The following is an 18,281-nucleotide window of genomic DNA, read 5'->3' on the forward strand; positions in this document are numbered from 1 at the left end:
TTACCCTAAATGGAAAGGTAATAGAAGTGTTCATAGAGAATTACTCGTAGATTCAATTTTTATCCATCCGTTTTGCGGGGAATGATTGCCTAGTGGTAATGGGATAAGGTTGAGCTACTTTATTAGGGGGAGTGGTTCTATGTTTAATAAAAAAATGGTGGCAATGGCAATGACCGTGCCGTTAGTAATGGGGACGATTTCTACGGTTTCGGCATTGGAAAAACAACAGCAAGTAAAGTTAGAAGCTTATTCGCCACAGAAAAAAGCAACTGAATATTTAAAAGAAAATGCTGCGCAGTATGGATTGAAAACAGATCTTTCAGACTTGCAATATATTTCTACAACAGAAACATCAGTAGCTTCATATGTTAGGTTCCAACAAGTTGTTAATGGTGCACCTGTATTTTCAAAACAAATAACAGTTACGCTTAACGGAGAGGGAAAGGGAGTACTCGCTGTTTCTGATTATCAGCCTGTTACAGGTGTGAAGGAAGTAACGACAAAAATTAGTGAAAAAGATGCAATACAAAAATCAATGGCGTATGTTGGAGAAGCAAGTGAGCAAAATTTATGGGCTCCTACAGATAAAGAGTTCGGATATATTGTTGAAGAAGGAATTGCTCGTCCAGTATATAAAGTTGTAGTCCATTCTAATAATCCATTTGGTGCATGGGAAACATTTATTGATGCAGAAAATGGAAAGTTAATTAAAAAGGTTGATATAAACCGAAAAGCTGAAGGGTCAGGAAAAGTATTTTTACCTAACCCAGTCGTATCTAGCGGTAGTAAAGTAGGCTTAAAAGATAATAACGATGCAGATTCAACAGCTCTAACGAACCAACTGAAAACTGTTACGTTAAAAGGTTTAGATGGAACAGGATTTTTAATTGGAGAATATGTAACGATTTCTTCAAAAGCGAAAACAAAATCTACGAATTTACAATTTAACTATACACGCGCAAATGATAGCTTTGAAGATGTTATGTCGTACTATCATATCGACACATTGCAACGTTACATTCAAAGTCTAGGTTTTAAAAATATTAATAACCGTTCGATAAAAGTGAATGTTAATGGTACAACTGATGATAACTCATTCTATTCTCCATCAACAAAAGCTTTAACTTTCGGTACTGGCGGTGTTGATGATGCAGAAGATGCTGGTATTATCGCACATGAGTATGGGCATTCGATTCAAGATAACCAAGTTCCTGGCTTTGGTAGTTCAGCAGAAGGTGGAGCGATGGGAGAAGGATTTGGCGACTTCTTAGGTGCTACATATGAAGATGCAGTATCGACTACTGGATATGGTAAAGCATGTGTTGGAGAATGGGATGCGACAGCTTATTCTAGTTCAGATCCAACATGCTTACGCCGATTAGATACGAATAAAGTATATCCGAAAGATATAACGAATGAAGTGCATGATGATGGTGAAATTTGGGCTCAAGGCCAATACGAAATGGCACAAGCTTTTGGCCGTGATGTAGCAACGAAAATTATTTTACAATCGCACTGGTCATTAACACCAAACTCTAAATTCAGTGATGGAGCGAAAGCGATTAAGCAAGCGGATGCTCTTTTATATGGCGGACAACATGCTGCTGATATCGATCGCATTTGGGCAGCGAGAGGCATTAGTACGAATTAATATAAAAAGTCGTGGCATTTATAAGCCACGACTTTTTAATTTGCTTAAGAACTGGTACTAGTAAATAAAGCTATATCAATGATAGTGTGAATATATCCGTATCGCATTTACTTTTTAGCTTCTTTAAAAACAAAATGCTCTTTAAATTTTCTAGATTCAACTTTTTGACCATTTCGCATCGATCGGAATGGGTGTTCTTGCCATGTAATAATAACATCAACTTCATCTGCTTTTGTAGCAACGGGTAAATTAGCGTGTTCAAATCCAGTTTTTCCGCTTGCCAAACGACTTTCCTTTAGGGAAAAGAGTTCATATTTCGTTTTCTTATTTGGTTCGTTGCGGAATACTTCGACGTTTACATTATATACTTCACTATTCCCGACATTCTTTACTGAAAAATGATATGTTTGAAATTCATCTTTTTTAGCTTGAAGCATATTCTTGTTTGTTTTTTTCGGTTTATCAATATTCACTTGCCATTGATCAGAGTTTTGAGAGATTGGTAAAGATTTTGGTGAATAGGCATACGTTTCGTTTACTACAATTAAGCAAAACAAAAGGAGAAAGAAACTAATTGCTTTTTGCATATACACACCTCGCTTTAAAATTTTTATTAATATGCGTAAATGAATTAGTTTTTATGTGAAAATTGGAAAATATTAAAGGTGTAATTTTGGATGTAATACATAAGAATATGTATTACAAAATTAACTTTTCACACTTTAGAAGAAGTTAGGAGTTATAAAACCAGAATGTTTCAAAAAAAGCTTGCGTTTTATAAGGCGAGGAGTTAGAATACTCTGTAAATATAAAAAGTGATGATCAGGAAAAGTACATGGTGCAAAGGTCTACAGAGAGCAGCCAGTTGCTGGGAAGGTTGCGATACCGCATGATGGAAAGACACCTGTGAGTGTTGCTTTGAACGTGATTATTAGTAAAAGCAAACGGTACCTACCGTTATCAGGGCTAAGATGGTCAGTATGACAATTTGGGTGGTACCGCGGAAAAAATCCGTCCCTATTTATAGGGGCGGATTTTTGTATTCTTTGAAAGGGGGTGAGTGACCGTGGATGATGACGATGACAACAATAACGTAAATAAATATAAAATTACTGGAGGGAAAAATAATGGATTCAATAATGAAGCGTTCACTCACAAAAGAATGTAAAAAGCAAAGTGGAAAGGTTGTATTACTTCAAGGATGGGTAAAAAAGATTCGACATCTTGGAAATGTTAGTTTTTTATTATTACGGGACAGAACAGGAGTAATTCAATGTGTATTAGAAAATGAATTGGCTGGATATAAAGTTGATGTAGAAAGTGTCGTCCACGTAATTGGTGAAATAGTCGAGACATCGAAAACAGAATTGGGTGTTGAAGTACTTGCTCATGAAGTGAAAGTAATAAACGGTGCAGAGCCACTTCCATTTGAAATAAATAAAAAGAAGTTACAAGTTGGCTTAGATCAACTACTTAATGAGCGAGTAATATCATTAAGGCATGAGCGAACCGCAGCGATTTTTAAAGTGAAATCTACACTCGTTCAAAGCTTTAGTGAATTTCTTATAGAGAACGATTTCACACGAATATTTACGCCGAAAATTGTTTCGCAAGGGGCAGAAGGAGGAGCAAATGTTTTTAAGCTTCCATACTTCCAAAAAGAAGCTTATTTAGCACAATCACCACAGTTCTATAAGCAAATGATGGTGGCAGGTGGGTTAGAACGAGTTTTTGAAATTGCACCTGTATATAGAGCGGAACATCATAATTCCTCCCGTCATTTGAATGAATATATATCGTTAGACGTAGAGCTTGGTTTTATTCATGATTTTTATGAAGTGATGCAACTAGAAACGGATGTTTTACGATATATGTTTCAACAAGTAGCGAAAAAATGTGAAATAGAACTACAACTATTACAAATAGAAGTACCTGTTATTACTGAAATACCTAAAATTACATTGTTAGAAGCACAAGAAATTTTGAAAAGTAAGTATCGTAAAGAATCTCCTGTAGGGGATTTAGATACAGAAGGTGAAAAGTTACTAGGGAAATATATGAAGGAAATATATAATAGTGAATTTGTTTTCATTACGAATTATCCGAAAGAAGCGAGACCGATGTATACGATGCCGAATAAAGAGAATCCAGCTATTACTGATTCATTCGACTTATTATATAAAGGATTAGAAATAACGTCAGGGGCACAGCGAATTCATAATTATGAAATGTTACTCGCTTCGTTTAAAGAAAAAGGATTACACCCAGATAAATTTCAATCTTATTTAAATACATTTCGATATGGTTGTCCACCACATGGAGGTTTCGGAATTGGGTTAGAAAGGGTTGTATATAAACTTTTAGAATTAACAAATGTACGAGAGGCGAGTGCTTTTCCGAGAGATTGTACTCGTCTCATACCGTAAAAAGAATCTTCGCGATTATCGCGAAGATTCTTTTTTTATAGTTCGTTTGAAAAGGTGAAAATATAGACTCTTTCTTTCTCTAATAAGCTTAGTAAAAGTCAGTTGAAATATGAACCATTTTGACAAAAAAATCAATATACCCTTGACAGTTACAAATATAACAGATATACTTCATATTAATTTCAAAAGAAAATATATTCTAAATATTAAAATGTGTTGAATAGGAGTAGTAAGGTCATGTATTTGTACAGAGAGCTATGGGTTGGTGTGACATAGTCAAATAACATCCTGAACTCGCCTAGGAGCAGTAAGGTGGAACGGAATCACATTCTTAGTAAATCTTAACGGTTAACCTTCGATATTAGGTTTGTAATCAAACGATTACTACTAAGGTGGATTCATAATGGAATCAATAAGGGTGGTACCGCGTTAAGTAAATGGCTTAGCGTCTCTTTATATAGAGATGCTAGGCCATTTTTTATTATATGGAAGAAGAAATGGAGGGTTTAATTGGATAGGTCTATAATATTTATTCATTTATATAAAGTGATTTAATTAGGAGGAAAATGAGATGAAACAGACGGAGCAATGGACTTCGAAATTAGGTTTTATAATGGCAGCAGCCGGATCAGCAATTGGACTTGGTGCGATATGGAAGTTTCCTTATATCGCTGGGAAGAGTGGGGGAGGAGCGTTCTTTTTAATCTTTATATTATTTACTGTTTTAATTGGACTACCGCTACTTATAGCTGAATTTATGATTGGACGCAGTACGCAGAAACAAGCAGTTGGAGCATTTAAAAGCATCGCACCAAATACAGGATGGCATTGGATTGGACGCCTTGGTGTTGGAACTTGTTTTATACTACTTTCGTTTTATAGTGTTGTAGGTGGATGGGTATTAATTTATTTATTCAGAGGAATAACTGGACAACTGATTACTCCAGGACAAAATTACGGTACATTATTTACTGAAACAATTGGGAATCCCGCTTGGGCTATTATGGGACATTTTGCTTTTATGTTCATTACGATATGGGTTGTATCAAAGGGGGTACAAAACGGAATTGAAAAAGCAAGTAAATATATGTTGCCAGCATTGTTCGTTTTATTTGTCGCTCTTATTATTCGTTCGTTAACACTTGATGATGCAATGAAAGGTGTGAAGTTTTTCTTACAACCAGATTTCTCAAAGATTACTTCGGAAAGTATTTTGTTCGCAATGGGGCAATCATTCTTTGCAATTAGTATCGGGATTTCAATTATGGTTACGTATAGTTCCTATTTAAATAAAAAAGAAAGTTTACCAAAATCAGCAATAACAATTGTTGGATTAAATTTATTTGTTTCATTATTTGCAGGTCTTGCTATTTTTCCAGCCGTATTTTCATTAGGAATGGAGCCAACAGAAGGACCTGGATTACTATTTATCGTATTACCATCTGTATTTAGTCAAATCCCATTCGGTGGATTTTTCTTAACAGTATTTCTTGCACTATTTACATTTGCGACATTAACATCAGCATTTTCTCTACTAGAAACTGTTGTTTCAGCATTAGCAAATGGTGAACAAGAAAAGAGAACGAAATTATCATGGCTGATCGGTTTCGGCATTTTCTTGGTAGGTATACCATCAGCGTTATCATTTGGAGTATGGAGTGATATTACGATTTTCGGAAAGAATATTTTTGATGCAGTAGACTTTTTATCTAGTAATATATTAATGCCACTTGGAGCACTATTTATTAGTATTTTCGTTTCATTCAAAATGGAGAAGAAGGTACTAGAAGCAGAGTTTTTTGTAGGTGGAAATTATGGAAAGAAAGTATTTACTTGTTGGGCATTTTTACTTCGATTTGTAGCACCACTTGCAATAATTATCGTCTTCTTAAATGTAATAGGAATTATTTAATATTAAATGTTATAATATTCAGTAAAAAAAGGGGGGTGGTGATCATAAAGGAAAATTTGATAGAAGCAGGGAAATACATGAATATTAGAGGGAAAAAGCTATACGTTGAAACACATGGAAATCCTAAAAATAAGCCAGTCTTATACTTGCATGGTGGACCAGGAGAAAGTTGTTATGATTTTTCATTTCATCAAGCGGAACGTTTAAAAGATTCTCTATATGTAATTATGATAGATCAAAGAGGTGTTTGTCGCTCAGAAGAAATAACTGAAGACGAAGCTTTTGGATTAAATGATTTGATTGAAGACTGTGAGGAATTAAAAAAAGTATTACAAATTGAGAAGTGGTCTATAATTGGACACTCTTTCGGTGGATATGTAGCATTGCTTTATGCGTCGATATATCCAAGTTCAATAGAGAAAATAATATTTGAAGGACCAACTTTTAATTTTGCATTAACAAGTAGGGCTTTGTTACAAAAGACAGGGCATTTATTAAAAAAGTATGGAAAAGAAGAAATTGCAAAAGAATGCTTTGCTTATTCATCTAGCGATGCTAGTTCAGAAGAGTTGTTAGAAGCTTATATAAGATTAAGCGCTGAATTAGAAGAAAAAAGAATGGAGATTTACAATAATAAGGAAAATAGGACAGATGAGAGTTTATACAGTGATGAAGAGTGGGAAATATTTTCAAATCGCTCCAAAATTCACTTTGATAGATTAAAATTAGAGGGAGCATGTCATACATCATTATTATCAAAAATAAAAGATGTACAAAATCTAATGTTATTAATAGTAGGAAAACATGATGTAGTAACGTGTGAAGAACAAATTAAAACATTTAATAAAGATGCCCGAAACGGCAAGTATATCGTATTTGAAGAGAGCGGTCATTCACCTCATTATGAGGAAGCAGATAGATTTGCAGAAACAGTCATACATTTTTTGAAATGAAGAAAAGGGTGCTTCTATAAATGAGAGGCACCCTTTCTAAATTTCTGGATATGTGATTGTGATGTTAGGCCACTTACTTTGCCAATTCTTTTTTATAACTCTGTTTTTGTACATATGTAATCGTTCTTTCGATTCAAGAAAATGAGCTGTTGGTTTCACTTGTAAGGAAAGGACATCTTCAATACCACATGGGGCTGTTAAGATAACGTTGTTTAGTTCATCAAGTGTAACTCCTAAAGCCGTTGCTGTTTCAGGGAATTTAGAAATAGCATTAACAGAAGAAGAATATGGTGGCATATTATTCACTACATGCATACGAGCTTGATTTTTTACAGACCAAGGGATAGTAGCATCAATATTCATTAATTTCGTTTCTAATGATTGTTCGTATATCTCATCTTGATGTAGACTATCATAATAAATCACATCAACATCAGGCATAGCCGTTTTAGCTTCATAGTCATGTAAAGTATCCCAAATTTTAGAACGAACAAATCCGGCACAAATCCACCAATCAGGTAGCTCTAGTGATTTTGCCATTTGTAATACATTCATCATCCATTCGTCGTTTTCTATTAAGCGAATTATATCTTTCTCTGTTTTGATCTTCATTGATAAATTCACCTTTCTAGTAAATTAATGCATCAGTTCAATAATCCATAAAATCCAGTAAGCACCTGGTACAAATAGCAGTTGTGCTAATAATGTGCCGAGAAGTCTAGAAATCATTAGCCAACCATACATTTTACTCATAGATTCAGCACCGCTTTCTGATTGTAGAGCACGTTCTGTTAAAAGAGCAATGCGTGGATCGAGTAATACAGTTAATAAAATAGTGGCGAAACCATTTACAAGGCCAGAAGCTGTACTTGCATTTGTTGCATAATCTGGATTTAAAAAAGAAGCGTAAAGGGCTGAAAGTACCCCTGCTGTATAAATAGCAGTAGCAAACATGTTAATAAGCATAATACGCTTTGGAATACCACCGATACGCAGTCTATGAATCATTTCTAACTTTGGAAAACGGACATATTTTTTTGTGTACTTTAATTTTTGAATGTTATTCGTTTTCATCATTCGAATGAAAGAACCGTCTGTTTCAAAGTTTTGAATGACATATCCAAATAATTTTGTCAAAGTTGGATAAAGAATGATCGCGATTAATGTACCGATAGAAGCCGATAATAGTACGAGTCGTATAATATGCTCTAAATTAATAGAAGAATCTAGTTTTGCTTCATCGACAATACCACCGATTAAAAAGGCTTGTAGTAAGTTTGATGTTCTTGAAATAAGTAACACCATTCCTACAACAGACAAGGCAACCGCAATCTTCTTTAAACGTACTCCAGCTAATCGAATACTATAAGAGCTTGTTTCAACTGCGTGGATCACAATTGTGAAAGCCATTATAAAAATTAACGTAATTGACATTTGTTTCACCAGTTTCTATTAAAATAATTGTAACTTTTTTACTGTATCATATCTATCGTATTTTGTAACTGAAAGTATGTGACATATGGAAATTGATTTTTCGAAAAAATAGATAATAATAGTATAATAGGTAGAAGTGGAAGAGATGTTAGCACTTATTTATACAGCAAATTAAGTGGAGGAATGAAGCATGTATAAAACATTTCTATTTGATTTAGATGGAACTTTAACGGATCCGAAAGAAGGGATTGTAAACTCGGTTTTATATGCATTAAAAAAAGTAGGAATTGAAGAAGTACATATAAGTGAGTTAGATTCATTTATAGGTCCTCCTATTCAGCAATCATTCATAGAGAGATATAATATGAGTGAAGGAGAGGTTGAACGTGCTGTTTTTTACTTCCGTGAGTATTTAAAGCAGCGTGGATTGTTTGAAAATAATGTATACGAGGGGATTCTGAAGCTCTTGCAACAATTAAAAAGTTCAGGGAATCGCATATTCGTAGCAACTTCAAAGCCCACTGTATTTGCGAAACAAGTTATAGAGCATTTTCAATTAACGAATTATTTCGAAGACATCATTGGAAGTAATTTAGATGGTACGAGAATAAAAAAAGAAGAAATAATTGCTCATATTTTACAAACACATGAAGAACTAAATAAAGAAGAAATGATAATGATTGGTGATAGAAAGCACGATATAATAGGTGCAAATCAGAATGGAATTGCTTCAATTGGTGTTTTATATGGCTATGGCTGTGAAAAAGAACTGACTGAAGTTAGTGCGACCTACATAGTGAAAGATGTTGAAGAACTGTATCATTTTTGTGTAGAGAAAAATTTAATACAGCAGTAAATATAGATTCTAGCAATCCCTTTATAACGTATGACGATGAATTCGTTTCTGTTTAAAGGGATTTTTCATATGTAATCGAATAATTATAATTAGACATTTTTAGCATAAAAATTTGTATGAATAAGAGGAGGGATGTCAGAATTGAAAGGTTAGTAGAAATTTATCAATAAAATTTAGAATATTCTGTTTAATGGAGGGGTAAAATTGGAGTTAGTTATTATATTATTAGCACTAAGTTTACTTATGTTCGTAGCATACAGAGGTTTTTCTGTTATTTTATTCGCGCCGATATTTGCATTATTTGCAGTATTTTTGACAGAACCTAGTTATGTATTACCTTTCTTTTCTAATATCTTTATGGAGAAAATGGTTGGATTTATAAAATTATATTTTCCTGTGTTTTTATTAGGAGCAATATTTGGAAAAGTAGTGGAAATGTCAGGAATTGCAGATTCTATCGCAAAAACAATTATTGAGTTAGTTGGTGAAAAACGTACTATATTAGCGATTGTATTAATGGGGGCTATTTTAACGTATAGTGGTGTTAGTGTGTATGTAGTAGTGTTTGCTGTTTATCCGTTCGCAGCTAAGTTGTTTCGACAAGCTAATATTCCAAAGCGTTTAATCCCTGGAACGATTGTTCTTGGAGCAGTAACGTTTACAATGGATGCGCTACCTGGATCACCACAAATTCAAAATGTAATACCTACAACATTTTTTAAAACGGATATTTATGCTGCACCGATACTTGGGATTGTAGGAGCAATTTTTGTTCTTACATTAGGTTTACTATATTTAGAGAGTAGACGTAAGAAGGCAAAAGCAGCAGGTGAAGGATATTTTGGTTTTAATGATGGAAATACTGAAATGGCAGCATCTTTGCAAGTAGAACAAAAAAATATGCCATTAATTAATAACATTGAAATCACAAGAGCGCAACAACTTATTGCATTTATACCACTTATTTTAGTAGGTGTAATGAATAAAGTGTTTACTATTATGATACCGAAGTGGTATCCAAGCGGTTTTGATTTTTCTGCAATTGGTATGAAAGCATTTGGAAAAGTAGAATTAAGTGCAGTAGTAGGAATTTGGTCTGTAGAATTGGCACTTATTATAGGGATCTTAACAACGTTATTATTATATTGGAAGCGAGTAGTAACAGGTTTCCAAGCTGGATTGAATACAAGTATTGGTGGAGCGCTACTTGCAACGATGAATACAGGAGCTGAGTTTGGATTCGGTGGTGTCATTGCAGCACTTCCAGGCTTCGCAATTATGAGAGATGGCATCTCTGCTACTTTCACAAATCCGTTAGTGAATGGTGCAGTAACGACGAATATTTTAGCTGGAATTACAGGCTCGGCATCAGGAGGAATGGGAATAGTATTAAGCGCAATGGGAGATAAATTTATTGCAGCGGCCAATCAATTTGATATTCCATTAGAAGTTATGCACCGTATCGTATCAATGGCATCAGGAGGAATGGATACACTACCACATAACGGGGCTATTATTACTATTCTTACAGTAACGGGATTAACACATAAACAGTCATATAAAGATATATTTGCTATTACTATTTTGAAAACGGTTGCTGTATTTTTAGTTATCGCATTCTATACTTTAACAGGACTCTATTAAAAAATTTGAATCGTAAAGATTCATCAAATCGATAATTTATATTATAAAATATTAATTAGGATAAGAAGGGGTGGGGGACTTGCAAGAGGTTTCTGAGTTTCGTATGCCAAAGTCGGTATTATATGGAAGGAATTCGCTTGAAAAACTGGGAGAACAATCAAAAAAGTTAGGGAAAAGAGCTTTTATAGTTACTGATACAATTATGGAGAAATTAGGATATGTTGAAAAGTGTATGCAACAACTAAATAAGAAAGGTATTATTGTTAGCACATATAATAAAGTGGATGCTGAGCCTACAAATATACACGTATTAGAAGCGTTATCTCTTTGTAAAGAGGAAAAGTGCGATTTTATTATCGGTATTGGTGGTGGAAGTTGTATTGATGCTGGGAAAGCGGTAGCGGTTTTATATACAAATGGTGGAGAAGTTGAGGATTATGTCCAAAAGGATATTGAAATAGAAAACAATCCACTACCACTTATTGCAATTCCAACAACTTCTGGTACTGGTTCGGAAGTTACAAGTGTAGCAGTAATTACGAATAAAAAAACAGATGTAAAAATGATGATGAAGCATCCTAGTTTTATACCGAAAGTAGCAATTATAGATCCAGTTTTGACAAGTTCGTTACCACCACAAATTACGGCAGCAACAGGAATAGATGCGTTATGTCATGCGATTGAAGCTTATATTTCTAAATTTTCACAACCACTTACAGATGTACTTGCTCTTTCAGCTATTGAAAGTATTATGAAATATTTACGTATAGCATATGAAGATGGACATAATATGGAGGCAAGAGAAGCGATGATGATTGCTTCCTTACAAGCTGGAATTGCATTTTCGAATGCATCAGTTACATTAGTTCATGGAATGTCAAGGCCAGTGGGAGCATTATTTCATGTACCGCATGGAATATCAAATGCCATACTATTACCTACAGTGTTAGAGTTTACAAAAACAAGTGCAGTGAAAAGGTTAGCAAAAATTGGACGTAACTTAAATAAGGATTTGTATTCGAATTCTGATGAGGAAGTAGCAGACTACACGATTGGGGAAATAAAAAAGCTTTGCTATGATCTTCGTATTCCAAATTTAAAAGAATACGGTATCGATGAAATTGAATTTGAAAATGCTATCTCTAAAATGGCATCAGATGCAATTGAAAGTGGTAGCCCAGCTAATAACCCACGTGTTCCATCATATGATGAAATCAAAGAGTTGTATCGAGAGTGTTTTAATTATAAGTATAAAGAATTTATAAAAATATCAGATTATTAATTTCAGAATATTCTATAAAAATTTCCTTGGAAATGAAAGTACAATTATTCTATATTTTACGTTAAAACAAGACTTTATATTCCAAACTTAAAGTCTTGTTTTATTGTGTATAATATACATAATAAAATGTTGTTATTAGTTTTATAAAAAAAGTTTAGGTAGGTGTTTATATGAAAACGATAGGTCTTATAGGTGGTATGAGTTGGGAATCAACTTCTGAATATTATCGAATTATTAATGAAGAAATAAAAGAGAGATTAGGAGGGCTACATTCAGCAAAATGTTTGATTAATAGTGTGGATTTTGAAGAGATTGAACGATGTCAGTCTAGCGGAGATTGGGATGGTGCTGGAGAAATTCTAGGGAATGCGGCATATTCATTACAAAAGGGAGGAGCAGACTTTATAATCATTTGTACAAATACAATGCATAAGGTAGTTGGAAAAATAAAGGCCAAAATTGATATTCCAGTCTTACATATTGCTGATGCAACTGCAAAAGAAATTAAAAGAAAAGACATTCAAAAGGTTGGTCTGCTTGGAACTAAATATACAATGGAGCAAGATTTCTATAAGTCACGTATTGAAGAGCATGATATAAAAGTAATAGTACCATCAGAAAAAAATAGAAAAGAAATAAATAAAGTAATATATACAGAATTATGTTTAGGAAAAATAGTATCTCAATCTAGAGAATATTATAAAAGAGTCATCGAAGAGTTAGTGCAAAAAGGAGCACAGGGAATCATATTAGGTTGTACAGAAATAGGGTTATTAATAAAGCAAGAAAACGTATCTGTCCCGATATTTGATACAACTCATATACATGCAATTGAAGCAGTCAAGGTAGCTCTAGATAGAGTATAATTATATTATGTAAACTTTATTCGTATATATGGAAAACATTCAGAAAATATTTTATAATGTAAGTGGTTACATTTAAGGGGGAATGCGTATGTTTTCAGTTCAACCAATCGCATTTGTACATAATGAAAGAAAGGAAATAAAAGATGATGAGTGGGGAGAAGTAAGATCTCGTATAACTTTAACTGAAATGTATGCAGAAGAGAGTATACAAGGGGTTGAAGATTTTTCTCATATTGAAGTTGTTTTTTATTTTCATAAAGTAACTGACGAGCAAATTCAGTATTTTGCTAGACATCCTAGAAATAATAAGGATTATCCTGAAGTAGGTATTTTTGCACAGCGCGGGAAAAATCGCCCAAATCGCATAGGTGTAACAATTGTAAAGGTGATCAAAAGAGAAGGTAAATCAATTATTGTTGAGGGATTAGATGCTATTGATGGCACTCCTATATTGGATATAAAACCAATAATGAAAGAGTTTATGCCGACAGAAGAAATACACCAGCCTAAATGGGCAACGGATATAATGAGACAGTATTGGAAGGGGAATGGAGTAAAATGAGAATATATGAGGCAACAATTGCAGATTTAGATGGACTAGCATCAGTTTTTAATAACTATCGCATGTTTTATAGGCAAGATTCTGATTTAGAAGGGGCAAAAGTATTTTTACGAAATAGAATTGAGAAAAAAGAGTCTGTTATTTTCGTAGCAGTTGAAGACGGCGAATATATTGGGTTCACGCAACTATATCCATCATTTTCTTCTATTTCAATGAAAGAATTATGGATTTTAAATGATTTATTTGTACAAGCGGCGAAGCGTGGAGCCGGAACAGGTAAAAAATTATTAGAAGCTGCTAAAGAATACGCATTAGAAAATGGAGCAAAAGGTGTAAAGCTGCAAACGGAGATTGATAATTTATCAGCACAACGATTATACGCTGAAAATGGTTATTTGAGAGATAATCGTTATTTCCATTACGAATTAACGTTTTAAAAAATTAAGTTGAAAGAGACATTTTCAAGAAAAAGAATTTCTTTGTAATGAGAAATTCTTTTTTATTTTTGCCTAAATTAAAAAACATGACGAAAATAAAACGATATTTATTTATTGTTAAACAATAAATATTGTGATAAAATTATGTTGCCATTAAATAAGTGAGGTATTGTAAATGAATCTTAAACGAAGTTCAACAACGTTCTTAAAAGTAATTATTTTTCTTGCTGGAATTTCAGTACTTGCTTTATGCATATTTTTAGTGCCGGAAATGGCGAATTTCGCAGCAAATTTGTATCCTAATATTGCTCCGATGAAATATCTTGTTTTCATTGTGATGTATGGAGCAGCTGTGCCTTTTTACGTTGCTCTTTATCAGGCTTTCAATCTTTTACAGTACATTGATGAGAACACAGCGTTCTCGGAATTATCAGTAAAGGCGTTAAAGAATATAAAGCGCTGTGCAATTACAATCAGTGGTTTGTATGTATTAAGTTTACCACTTTTTCATTTTATAGCGAAAAAAATGGACCCTCCTATTGGGCTAGTGGGACTCATTATCGTTTTTGCTTCGCTCGTTATCGCCGTTTTTGCTGCTATCCTCCAACGACTTCTACAAGAGGCAATTAACATAAAATCAGAAAATGATTTGACGGTCTGAGGTGGCGGATATGACAATCATTATTAATATTGACGTCATGTTAGCAAAACGAAAAATGAGTGTAACGGAGCTTTCGGAGAGGGTTGGAATTACGATGGCGAATCTTTCTATTTTGAAAAATGGGAAAGCAAAAGCGGTTCGTTTTTCAACATTAGAAGCGATATGTAAAGCTTTGGAGTGTCAGCCAGGGGATATTTTGGAGTATAAAAACGATGAGAATACTCAATAAAAACAGATAACAAATGTAAATAATAGAAGTCAATAAAGAAGGGATAGCCACTAAGCTATTCCTTCTTTACGTTAATTGCTGTTACTAATAAAAAATATAATTTGAATTGCAATGTTTGCGTATCAAAAGGGAACTTGCTACCTTTTGAGGTGATCCGTTTTGTGGAATACAATTATTTGCCAAAAAGGCTATTTTAACTATGTTTTAAATTATTTCGGGTGAATCAAAATTTTCATTTGTATTATAGTTGATTTAAAACCCAGTTTGTTGCATCTTCAAAGTTATCTGCAATGTAGTTTGGTTCAATATGTGCCCATTTGTCTCGGTACGTATGCAAAGCATCATACCCAGCGCCTGTTCGGACTAGAATCGTAGTCGCATTTACTTTTGCTCCTGCAACAATATCAGTCCAGCGATCACCAACTACAGCACATTGTGTTAAATTAAGTCCATGTTTTTTTGCTGCTTTAAGCAGCATGCCTGTACTTGGTTTACGGCATTCACAACCATCACCGTGTTTATGAGGACATACATAAATATCATCAAAACCGAAGCCTTCTAATTCTTGTACAAAATCGGCTACAGTTGCAATTCCATCTGCGATACCAGGTTGATTTGTGAAAGAGAAAATTTTTATATTTTTAGCTTTTAGTTTTTGCAAGGATGTTTTTGTGAATGGAAATAATGAAAAAGATCCTGGATAATGTATTGTAGTGTCACCACCAATTGTACCGTCACGATCAATGAAAATTGCTTTAATGTTTGTCATAGTTATAGTCCCTTCAATTTATAAGTAGTTTAAAAATGTTTTACAAATCTGTAGCCATTTACTTCATATCCTAATTTTTTGTAAAAAGGATGAGCTTCTACTCTTTTTGTTCCACTAACTAGCCATGTGCCAATGCAATTATGTTTCTTTGCTAATTGCTCGGCATAATCCATCAACACTTGTCCAATGCCTTTCCGTCGTATGTTAGAATCAACGCTAATAATTGAAATCTCTCCATAACGTGTTACATCTTCTAAATTTTCACGTATACGAAATCCAAGTAATCCAAATATAGCTTCTTCTTCCTCGTAAACATATAAAAAATCAAACGGACTCATTTGTACGAATTGTAATCGGTTGTTCATATCTTCATAGGAAATAGAGGAACCTTTTAATTCTTTCGTTAAAGAACAAAGTGCGTCTATATCATCTATCGTTGCTTCACGAATTTGAAAAGACATATTATCCACTCCAATAAAATGTAATCAAACATTTAATATTCTGTTAAAAAATGTTTTTTCCTGCTATGAAAATAAATATTTTATAATGATATATAGATAGTTATATGTTATTCTTTTCCTTGATTGTATTAGAAATGGAAAGAAGGGGAATGCATGTTAAAAGTAAATATCCGCTCAGCTGGATATGAAATAGGCGAAAAAATAATTCATGATATAGCTTTTTCTATCGAAAAAGGTGAACTAGTTGCTCTTATTGGAGCAAATGGTGCTGGGAAGAGTACGACGATTAAAACGATACTCGGATTACTTGTAAATATGGACGGTGAAATATCATTCGGTGAAAAGAAAAATCCGTATGCATACGTACCAGAACATCCAACATACTATGATTACTTGACGCTCTGGGAACATATTGAATTATTAATGGCAGCTCGTGGAAGTGAAATGGGAAGTTGGGAAGAACGAGCGGAACAATTATTACATACTTTTCGAATGAATAAGTATAAACATGAGTATTTATCAAAATTTTCAAAAGGCATGAAACAAAAATCGATGCTAATATTGGCGTTTTTAACTGAGCCAGATTTTTATATCATTGACGAACCTTTTATTGGTTTAGATCCGGTAGCTACGAAAGAGTTTTTAAATTATTTATATAAAGAAAAAGAGCGCGGGGCAGGAATTTTACTTTGTACGCACGTATTAGATACTGCTGAAAAAATTTGTGAAAGATTTTTACTCATTTCACAAGGTACATTAGTCGCAGATGGACATTTAGAATCTATTCAAATATTAGCGGAAATGCCGGGTAGTTCATTATTAGACTGCTTTGATGTAATTGTAAGGCGTGAACAACATGATTAAACAACAATTTTATAAGAGATTACGCCATGAACTTGAGCGGAAATGGAAGTCTATACGTTCGGTAACAGATTGGACAGTCGCATTATATATTATTATTCCAGCACTTATATTTATGGGAATCTATTATCGATCGCTATGGATAAATGAATTATCAACGGAAGAGACGATTTATTTCGGATTAGGATTACTCGCATTTTATCTAGTAACATATCCAAGAGGAGTTCGTTCATTTTTTGAGCAAGCGGATAGTTTATTTTTAATTTCGTATGCAACACATATGCGAAAATTAGTCCAGTATGGCATGATGTACACATTTGTTCGAATAGCGATAACGAATATAATAGTAGTCGTTATTATGTTACCGGTGTTGATGAAAAGTATCGAAGTAACAGAGATACAAGTCCTATTATTTTGGGTATTCTTTACTATATTTCGATTTATGTTGTCGTTGTTAACGAGATTTGTTCATGTACATGTGGGGAAACGATGGGTTTTATGGATTGTAAAAAATGTAGTATTTTCTATGAGCGTGTCCTTTTTTGGAATTAGTTTATTTTTTATTTATAAAAATCCGTTGTATTCAATTTTATTTATCGGTCTAGTAATTTTCTTAAGTAGTGTATTAGTAAAAGAGAAAATGAATTATAAAAAGTTCTTTTTTAAAGAAATCGAGAAAGAAAAGGAGGAAAGCATGCGCTGGACGAGCGGAATTATGCAAGTTGGTGGTCATGCGGCTAAACCGAGTAGTTCGAATAAAAAACCGTGGATGTTTCCGCGCTCTAAAAGACTTTTAGGGAAAAAAGCTGATTCTCGTATTGTCGAATCTTTTTTGAAAGAATTTTTCCGTACAAGTACTGCACGAATATTTTATATTCAAATTGTATGTATCAGTACTGCAAGTATAATTATGACTCCAAGGTGGATTGCAGCTATTGTTCTCGTATTTGCTGTAGTTGCAATTTCTCGCTATGCACGTGATTATTGGAATGAATTTACGAATAAGATGTTTCTTCGTTTATATTGTGATGAAGGGAAATTACTATTGTTAAGATGGAAGGCAGATCGTTATTTACTACTACCAGCAATACTTTTATATGGAATAGTTATACTTTCACAGTTTTATTTATTGCCAGCTGTGGTAGGCAGCGTTGTTTTTATTTTATTAATTGTATGGATTGTATTTCTACCATTAAAAAAGAGCCATTGACGGCTCTTTTTCTAGTCTGTAACACATTGATAAATAAAATATACTAAAACGAGTATGCTTGCGGCGG

19 protein-coding genes and 2 other annotated features are annotated in these 18,281 nt (G+C 33.6%); of the genes, 14 read left to right on the forward strand and 5 right to left on the reverse strand.

The window, feature by feature from the left end; genetic code table 11:
* Positions 1-139 precede the first annotated feature (139 nt).
* Positions 140-1,651 (forward strand): M36 family metallopeptidase, encoded by a 1,512-nt coding sequence (locus DN407_RS10405; RefSeq protein ID WP_000482274.1) that lies wholly within the window; start codon positions 140-142, stop codon positions 1,649-1,651.
* 107 nt (positions 1,652-1,758) lie between these two features.
* Here the strand turns inward: DN407_RS10405 and DN407_RS10410 are convergent, their stop codons facing one another.
* Entirely contained in the window at positions 1,759-2,238 is a 480-nt protein-coding gene (locus DN407_RS10410; protein ID WP_001167912.1) for a hypothetical protein, read from the reverse strand.
* A gap of 222 nt (positions 2,239-2,460) precedes the next feature.
* Positions 2,461-2,673 (forward strand) — a binding site (T-box leader).
* Between the two features lie 105 nt (positions 2,674-2,778).
* Here DN407_RS10410 and aspS point away from each other — a divergent pair.
* From aspS to DN407_RS10425, 3 genes are all read left to right on the forward strand, one after another.
* The gene (aspS, locus tag DN407_RS10415; RefSeq protein WP_149216226.1) at positions 2,779-4,077 is read left to right on the forward strand and encodes an aspartate--tRNA(Asn) ligase; all 1,299 of its coding nucleotides are present in this window, start codon (positions 2,779-2,781) and stop codon (positions 4,075-4,077) included.
* A 207-nt stretch (positions 4,078-4,284) separates the two neighbouring features.
* Positions 4,285-4,533 (forward strand) — a binding site (T-box leader).
* Between the two features lie 115 nt (positions 4,534-4,648).
* Entirely contained in the window at positions 4,649-5,989 is a 1,341-nt protein-coding gene (locus tag DN407_RS10420) for a sodium-dependent transporter (protein ID WP_000814537.1), read from the forward strand.
* A 77-nt stretch (positions 5,990-6,066) separates the two neighbouring features.
* Positions 6,067-6,942, forward strand: a complete 876-nt coding sequence (locus DN407_RS10425; RefSeq protein ID WP_070757587.1) for an alpha/beta fold hydrolase — start codon at positions 6,067-6,069, stop codon at positions 6,940-6,942.
* A 36-nt stretch (positions 6,943-6,978) separates the two neighbouring features.
* Here the strand turns inward: DN407_RS10425 and DN407_RS10430 are convergent, their stop codons facing one another.
* Positions 6,979-7,554, reverse strand: coding sequence for a nucleotidyltransferase family protein (locus tag DN407_RS10430; RefSeq protein ID WP_000695357.1), 576 nt, complete (start codon positions 7,552-7,554; stop codon positions 6,979-6,981).
* A gap of 24 nt (positions 7,555-7,578) precedes the next feature.
* The gene (locus DN407_RS10435; RefSeq protein WP_000028915.1) at positions 7,579-8,376 is read right to left on the reverse strand and encodes a lipid II flippase Amj family protein; all 798 of its coding nucleotides are present in this window, start codon (positions 8,374-8,376) and stop codon (positions 7,579-7,581) included.
* A 190-nt stretch (positions 8,377-8,566) separates the two neighbouring features.
* Here DN407_RS10435 and DN407_RS10440 point away from each other — a divergent pair, with 190 nt between their 5' ends.
* The 8 genes from DN407_RS10440 to DN407_RS10475 all read left to right on the forward strand — a co-directional run bounded on the left by DN407_RS10440 (position 8,567) and on the right by DN407_RS10475 (position 14,913).
* A complete protein-coding gene (locus tag DN407_RS10440; RefSeq protein WP_000278478.1) occupies positions 8,567-9,232 on the forward strand; it encodes an HAD family hydrolase in 666 nt (221 codons plus the stop codon).
* Between the two features lie 204 nt (positions 9,233-9,436).
* Positions 9,437-10,876 carry a GntP family permease gene (locus DN407_RS10445; RefSeq protein ID WP_000424327.1) on the forward strand — a complete coding sequence of 480 codons (1,440 nt, stop codon included), beginning with the start codon at positions 9,437-9,439 and terminating at the stop codon, positions 10,874-10,876.
* 79 nt (positions 10,877-10,955) lie between these two features.
* Complete coding sequence (locus DN407_RS10450) at positions 10,956-12,158, forward strand: iron-containing alcohol dehydrogenase (protein WP_149216227.1); 1,203 nt, start codon at positions 10,956-10,958, stop codon at positions 12,156-12,158.
* Positions 12,159-12,328: 170 nt separating this feature from the next.
* A complete protein-coding gene (locus DN407_RS10455; protein WP_000848569.1) occupies positions 12,329-13,024 on the forward strand; it encodes an aspartate/glutamate racemase family protein in 696 nt (231 codons plus the stop codon).
* Between the two features lie 88 nt (positions 13,025-13,112).
* Entirely contained in the window at positions 13,113-13,586 is a 474-nt protein-coding gene (locus tag DN407_RS10460; RefSeq protein WP_000493255.1) for an SAM-dependent methyltransferase, read from the forward strand.
* Positions 13,583-14,023, forward strand: a complete 441-nt coding sequence (locus DN407_RS10465) for a GNAT family N-acetyltransferase (protein ID WP_001223866.1) — start codon at positions 13,583-13,585, stop codon at positions 14,021-14,023. Before DN407_RS10460 ends, DN407_RS10465 begins: the two co-directional genes overlap by 4 nt.
* 175 nt (positions 14,024-14,198) lie before the next feature.
* Positions 14,199-14,684 (forward strand): DUF2975 domain-containing protein, encoded by a 486-nt coding sequence (locus DN407_RS10470; protein WP_001050149.1) that lies wholly within the window; start codon positions 14,199-14,201, stop codon positions 14,682-14,684.
* A gap of 10 nt (positions 14,685-14,694) precedes the next feature.
* Positions 14,695-14,913, forward strand: a complete 219-nt coding sequence (locus DN407_RS10475; RefSeq protein WP_000152538.1) for a helix-turn-helix domain-containing protein — start codon at positions 14,695-14,697, stop codon at positions 14,911-14,913.
* A gap of 241 nt (positions 14,914-15,154) precedes the next feature.
* On the opposite strand, the gene DN407_RS10480 is transcribed toward DN407_RS10475, so the two are convergent.
* Positions 15,155-15,682, reverse strand: a complete 528-nt coding sequence (locus DN407_RS10480) for an HAD-IIIA family hydrolase (RefSeq protein ID WP_000181772.1) — start codon at positions 15,680-15,682, stop codon at positions 15,155-15,157.
* A gap of 29 nt (positions 15,683-15,711) precedes the next feature.
* Positions 15,712-16,143 (reverse strand): GNAT family N-acetyltransferase, encoded by a 432-nt coding sequence (locus DN407_RS10485; RefSeq protein ID WP_000009776.1) that lies wholly within the window; start codon positions 16,141-16,143, stop codon positions 15,712-15,714.
* 153 nt (positions 16,144-16,296) lie between these two features.
* Here DN407_RS10485 and DN407_RS10490 point away from each other — a divergent pair, with 153 nt between their 5' ends.
* Positions 16,297-17,007 (forward strand): ABC transporter ATP-binding protein, encoded by a 711-nt coding sequence (locus tag DN407_RS10490; protein ID WP_149216228.1) that lies wholly within the window; start codon positions 16,297-16,299, stop codon positions 17,005-17,007.
* Complete coding sequence (locus DN407_RS10495) at positions 17,000-18,214, forward strand: ABC transporter permease (RefSeq protein WP_000595442.1); 1,215 nt, start codon at positions 17,000-17,002, stop codon at positions 18,212-18,214. The genes DN407_RS10490 and DN407_RS10495 overlap by 8 nt, the downstream gene beginning before the upstream one ends.
* Positions 18,215-18,281: the final 67 nt, after the last annotated feature.

This window comes from Bacillus sp. JAS24-2 (assembly GCF_008274905.1).
Taxonomy (GTDB): Bacteria; Bacillota; Bacilli; order Bacillales; family Bacillaceae_G; genus Bacillus_A; species Bacillus_A cereus.